Raw genomic sequence first — 5,288 nt, 5'->3', positions numbered from 1 at the left:
ATGGGGGTAAAAAACAAAAACTTCGACCGGGTGATATTGTGGGCGGCTTAACGGGAAAGGGCGGTATTCCTGGTGATCAAATCGGAAAAATTACCATGGCAAGTAATTGGTCTTATGTGGCGGTAGCATCAAATTTAGTTAAGCCAGCATTAAAAAAAATCCAACAGGATAAATTAAAAGGTAGAAATTTTAGAGTGAGAATTCTTAGTTAAATGACTTGCTTCAGTAGTGTAATGGTTTGATCCATAGCAAGATTTAGATTTTCAAAAAGTTCCGATTCACTGCTATTGTTTGCATCATCAGAAACACCTTTAATCATAGTTATTGGAAGGTTGTATCTATTGGCAACATAAGCCACAGCAAAACCTTCCATATCGACAATATCAGCGCTGTTATTAATATCATTACTGTTGGTAATGAACTGATCGCCAGTCGTTAAGACGAGTGTATTTTTAGCATGATCAGGTATTTGACACTCAATGCTTTGATACATGTCTTGTTGGTATTCGTCAAAAGGGATAAAGGCATCGTGCTGGGTAACCGAGCTGACAAAATACGCACTGCCTGCTGGGATGGGTTTAAGTGCGCCTGCCAAACCAATATTAATAAGTTGAGTAATGTTGAATTTGTCAATTAATGTTGTTGCAGCAAGGCTGCTGGCCACTTTTCCGATGCTGGATTCAATCAGTGTAATATGGTTGTTTTGGTAAACTTTGTAGCCCAAATGTGTTTCAAGAGGTTGTAGTTCAAAGGCTGAAACGATTTTTTGCACCTCTTCATCCATGGCACAAACAATACCGATGCTAGTCATAGGTTACTTGTGCGTTAACTTCGATATCCAAGGTACCTCTGGCATTTAAAAAGCTCAATTCAATAACGCATTCTAAGGCAACAACCTGGGCGTTAAGCTCTTTAATTAATTGAGCTACCGCTTTTACTGATCCGCCGGTTGCTAATAAATCGTCAACAATCAATACCTTGTCATTGGCCTCAATGGAATTCTCGTGCATCTCAAAGGTGTTTTGACCATATTCCAATTCATAGTCGATGCTAATGCACTGATCTGGCAATTTACCTGGCTTGCGCACCATAACAAATGGTACACCCATTTTGTAAGCGACCGCTGCACCAAAAATAAAACCTCTGGCATCAAGGCCAACAATTTTGTCTATGGTTTTTTTATTGTATTTACTGGCAATATCGTCAACCACATGAGCAAACGCTTCAGGATTGGCCAGTAAAGGAGAGATGTCTTTAAAAACAATGCCTTTCTGCGGGAAATCAACAATATCTTTAATATAATTGTCTATATCCATGATTAATCTTCAAGTGGTGTAACGTCAAGAATATCCCAAGTTTCAGTATCGTAATTAACTTCATAGCCAACCAATGCTGCCTCAACCTGATCTCTTAGCAATAAAGGCAGCTCCCACACTCGTGTACATCCTGGGTAGCCAAAAATATCATGATAGGTGTTGTCCGAAATGGTTAAGTGTTTACTCATACCCATCTGTGCAAAATTTCCCATAACATCCTCAAGAAAAGTTGGTGGCGCTAATGGATAAAAGTCTATTTTTTGATACATTTTGACGGTAGCAACCGCCTCTAACAAGTTGGCCTTAATACCGGCTGCATCGTTAATATCTTGCGTTATTTCAGTAACAAGGTCGTTTTCCTTATCAATGGTGATTGAGTGAATCATAGGAAAAACCGTTAGTGTTTCGATAGACATGATTAATCCTAGTGCTTGAAGTGACGCATGCCGGTAAACACCATAGCAATGCCGTGTTCATTCGCTGCTTGAATGACTTCCTCATCACGCATAGATCCACCTGGTTGAATGATGGCTTTAATACCGGCTTCAGCTGCTGCATCAATGCCATCTCTGAATGGGAAGAAAGCATCAGATGCCATGACTGAACCTTCAACCACCAGGTTTTCGTCAGCCGCTTTAATGCCGGCAATTTTGGCAGAATAAACACGCGACATTTGCCCAGCACCCACGCCAATCGTCATTTGATTTTTAACGTAAACAATGGCATTGGATTTAACCGTTTTGGCTACTTTCCAAGCAAACATTAAGTCATTCATTTGTTCGTCGGTTGGTTGGATATCACTCACACATTTCACATCGTCTTTAGTGATTGAGCCAAGGTCTTTGTCTTGCACTAGTAATCCGCCGGTGACACGTTTATAGTCGAGTGATGGTTGGGCTTTGGTTAGATCGCCACACTCGAGAGCGCGGACATTTTGTTTGACTGATAAAACTTCTTTAGCATCTGCATCAACGCTTGGGGCAATGATCACTTCAACGAATTGACGATCGATAATGGCCTGGGCAGTTTTCTTGTCTAAATTGCGATTAAAAGCAATAATGCCACCAAAGGCTGAGGTTGGATCGGTTTTGAAAGCATCGTCATAAGCATCAAAAATATTAGATCGTACTGCCACACCACAAGGGTTAGCGTGTTTTACGATAACACACGCAGGCTCATCAAAACTGCGTACACACTCTAAGGCTGCATCAGCATCGGCCATGTTGTTAAACGACATCTCTTTGCCTTGGAATTGCGTGGAAGAGGCCACACAAGCTTCAGAGATATTACTCTCTTTATAAAATGCCGCAGATTGATGTGGGTTCTCACCATAACGCATAGATTGCGTTTTTTGAAATTGTAGGTTCATGGTGTTAGAGAAGCCATCTTCACCTTTGCCTAAGTAGTTGGCAATTGCACCATCATACTGCGCTGTGTGCTCAAAGGTTTTAAGTGCAAGCGTTGTGCGAGTGGCAAGTGTTGTATCGCCGTTTTGGTTAATTTCATCAATCACAGTTTGATAATCTGATGCGTCAACTACCACAGTTACTGAAGCATGGTTTTTCGCACTAGAGCGCAACATGGCAGGTCCGCCAATGTCAATGTTTTCAATCGCATCTTCAAGTTTGCAATCAGGATTAGCGATGGTTGCTTGAAAAGGGTAAAGATTAACCACAACCAAGTCAATTGGATTAATGTCGTTTTCAGCCATCACACCTTCATCAAGGCCGCGACGTGCCAAGATACCGCCATGAATTTTAGGGTTTAGTGTTTTCACACGACCAGCCATCATCTCAGGAAAGCCCGTGTAATCAGAAACCTCAATTACAGGAATGTTGTTATCAGCTAAGAGCTTAGCAGTGCCACCTGTTGAAAGAATTTCGATATTTTTTGCGCTGAGTGCTTGAGCAAGTTCAAGTACGCCGGTTTTATCAGAAACACTGATTAAGGCACGTTGTATAGACATTTTATTCCTTTGATTTTTAATAAAAATATAAGGAAATAATTATAAAGTGTTACAGCTTGTAGAGTTCGATTTTTTTCTTCAAGGTGCCGCGATTAATCCCTAAGATGCGAGAGGCTTCGCTTTGGTTATGGTTAACTCGATCTAGAACAAATTTAATAACGATAGGCTCAACTTCGTTGGTGACCATTTTATGTACGCCGGACGCTTGCTCGCCATCAAGTTGCTCGAAATAGCGATCAAGTTTTGCGTTAATGCAAGCGGGTAAATCCATCGAGCTCATAGTTGATTTAAATAGTCCTCAAAAATTTTGAATTGTTGTTCACGATCAGTAATTTTGTTAATGGTTTGCCAAAATGGCTGAACATGATTTTTATCAAGGTGCGTAGCATACCAAAGAATGTGCTTGCGCGCGAGCCTCAATCCCAAAAAATCGCCATAAAATTGGTGAATTTTATCAATATGCTGCAAAATAGTGCGTTTTTTATCTTCAAGTGGTACCGGATTGAGTGATTGTCCAGTTTTTAAGTAATGATTAATTTCGGAAAAAATCCAAGGATTCCCCTGTGTGGCTCGTCCAATCATAACGCCAGCAGCCTTAGTGTAATCCAGTACTTGGCGTGCTTTTTGTGCACTGGTAATGTCGCCATTAGCAATCACAGGAATATCCACCTGATTGACCACGGTTTTAATGGTGTCATATTCTGCCAGCCCTGTGTATTTATCTTGTCTGGTGCGTCCATGCACGCTTAACATTTGAATGCCAGCTTGTTGGGCAATTTGAGCAATGGTTGGGGCGTTTTTATTGTCAACACTCCAGCCAGTACGCATCTTAAGGGTGACAGGGATATCAACAGCAGCCACAACTGCCTCTAGAATTTCTTGTACCAACTGCTCGTCTTGCATGAGTGCAGATCCAGCAGCCTTGTTGCAGACCTTTTTAGCAGGACATCCCATGTTAATATCGATTATATCTGCACCATATTCAACCGCTTTAATGGCAGATAAGGCGAGTTCTTGAGCCTCTGAGCCGGCAATTTGGATGCTAATTGGCTGCTGTTCGCCACTAAAGTCTAGGCGGTATTTAGATTTATTGCTATTGAGTAAATGCTCTTGAATAACCACCATTTCTGAGGTGGTTAGCCCAGCACCAAGTGATTTGCATAACTGCCTAAAAGGCTTGTCGCTAGTACCAGCCATGGGGGCGAGTAGTACGTTTGATGCCAGATTATAAGGTCCAATTTTAATTGACACGAACGGTATTATTTTTTTGATTTTCGAGTTTTTTCAAGTAGGCGTCTTTGCTTAAGTTTTGACAAATGATCAACAAACAAAATGCCATCTAAATGGTCAATTTCATGTTGGATACAAACGCCTAGCAATTCCTCTGCCTCTAACTCAAATTTTTTGCCTTGTTCATTTAGGGCGCTTACTTTGATATGATTAGCTCGAGTGACACATTCGTAATAATTGGGTACCGATAAACAACCCTCATCCCATTCCAGTTCACCATCTTTTTCGATAATTTGAGGATTGATTAAACACAAAGGCTGAGATTTATCCTCGGATGTATCGATAACAATCAAACGAATATGATGATCTACTTGAGTTGCTGCAAGCCCAATGCCTGGCGCGTCATACATAGTTTCAAACATGTCTTTAACCAAAGTGCGAATAGCATCATTAACCTCTGTAATTGGCTTAGCCTTGGTTCTAAGGCGTTTGTCTGGATAATGTAGAATAGGCAGTAACATAGCTATATTATAGTGTTTTTTACACTTTTAGAGAGCTCTGGGTGGTCTTCATTAAAATGAAGGCCTCGGCTTTCTTGTCTGGTTAGGGCTGATTGGATAATAATTTGGGCAGTTTTAACCAAGTTTCTTAGCTCAACTAAATCGCTAGAAATTAAGTAAAGACTGTAGTATTCATCAACTTCTGATTCAATTTGCTCTAATCGATGTTTGGCATAATTAAGACGCCTGTCCGATCTTACAATGCCAACAAAATTC

General features: G+C 40.8%; 8 protein-coding genes and 1 pseudogene. 1 reads left to right on the top strand and 8 read right to left on the bottom strand.

Translation table 11 applies throughout. The annotated features are described in order from the left end of the window. The coding region (locus tag PSN35_RS05250) for a DbpA RNA binding domain-containing protein (RefSeq protein ID WP_300030457.1) at positions 1-212 on the top strand (212 nt) is incomplete at its 5' end. On the opposite strand, the gene PSN35_RS05245 is transcribed toward PSN35_RS05250, so the two are convergent. The 8 genes and pseudogenes from PSN35_RS05245 to PSN35_RS05210 form a co-directional block, all read right to left on the bottom strand. Continuing rightward, positions 209-811 (bottom strand): 5'-methylthioadenosine/S-adenosylhomocysteine nucleosidase, encoded by a 603-nt coding sequence (locus tag PSN35_RS05245; RefSeq protein ID WP_300030456.1) that lies wholly within the window; start codon positions 809-811, stop codon positions 209-211. The genes PSN35_RS05250 and PSN35_RS05245 overlap by 4 nt on opposite strands. Further along, on the bottom strand, positions 804-1,316 hold the full coding sequence (locus tag PSN35_RS05240) for an adenine phosphoribosyltransferase (RefSeq protein WP_300030453.1): 513 nt from the start codon (positions 1,314-1,316) through the stop codon (positions 804-806). Before PSN35_RS05240 ends, PSN35_RS05245 begins: the two co-directional genes overlap by 8 nt. A gap of 2 nt (positions 1,317-1,318) precedes the next feature. After that, positions 1,319-1,732 carry a hypothetical protein gene (locus PSN35_RS05235; RefSeq protein ID WP_300030450.1) on the bottom strand — a complete coding sequence of 138 codons (414 nt, stop codon included), beginning with the start codon at positions 1,730-1,732 and terminating at the stop codon, positions 1,319-1,321. Positions 1,733-1,740: 8 nt separating this feature from the next. Then, positions 1,741-3,282, bottom strand: coding sequence for a bifunctional phosphoribosylaminoimidazolecarboxamide formyltransferase/IMP cyclohydrolase (gene purH, locus PSN35_RS05230; protein ID WP_300030447.1), 1,542 nt, complete (start codon positions 3,280-3,282; stop codon positions 1,741-1,743). 49 nt (positions 3,283-3,331) lie between these two features. Next, on the bottom strand, positions 3,332-3,562 hold the full coding sequence (locus PSN35_RS05225) for a helix-turn-helix domain-containing protein (RefSeq protein WP_300030444.1): 231 nt from the start codon (positions 3,560-3,562) through the stop codon (positions 3,332-3,334). Beyond that, a complete protein-coding gene (gene dusB, locus PSN35_RS05220) occupies positions 3,559-4,533 on the bottom strand; it encodes a tRNA dihydrouridine synthase DusB (RefSeq protein ID WP_300030441.1) in 975 nt (324 codons plus the stop codon). Before dusB ends, PSN35_RS05225 begins: the two co-directional genes overlap by 4 nt. An 8-nt stretch (positions 4,534-4,541) precedes the next feature. Continuing rightward, positions 4,542-5,033 carry a peptide deformylase gene (def, locus tag PSN35_RS05215; RefSeq protein ID WP_300030438.1) on the bottom strand — a complete coding sequence of 164 codons (492 nt, stop codon included), beginning with the start codon at positions 5,031-5,033 and terminating at the stop codon, positions 4,542-4,544. A gap of 2 nt (positions 5,034-5,035) precedes the next feature. Next, a pseudogene (locus PSN35_RS05210) lies at positions 5,036-5,288 on the bottom strand (L-aspartate oxidase); the annotation flags it as partial.

The sequence above is a fragment of the Candidatus Thioglobus sp. genome, from assembly GCF_028599055.1.
Classification (GTDB): Bacteria; Pseudomonadota; Gammaproteobacteria; order PS1; family Pseudothioglobaceae; genus Thioglobus_A.
This window is presented reverse-complemented; position numbering and strand designations above follow the sequence as displayed.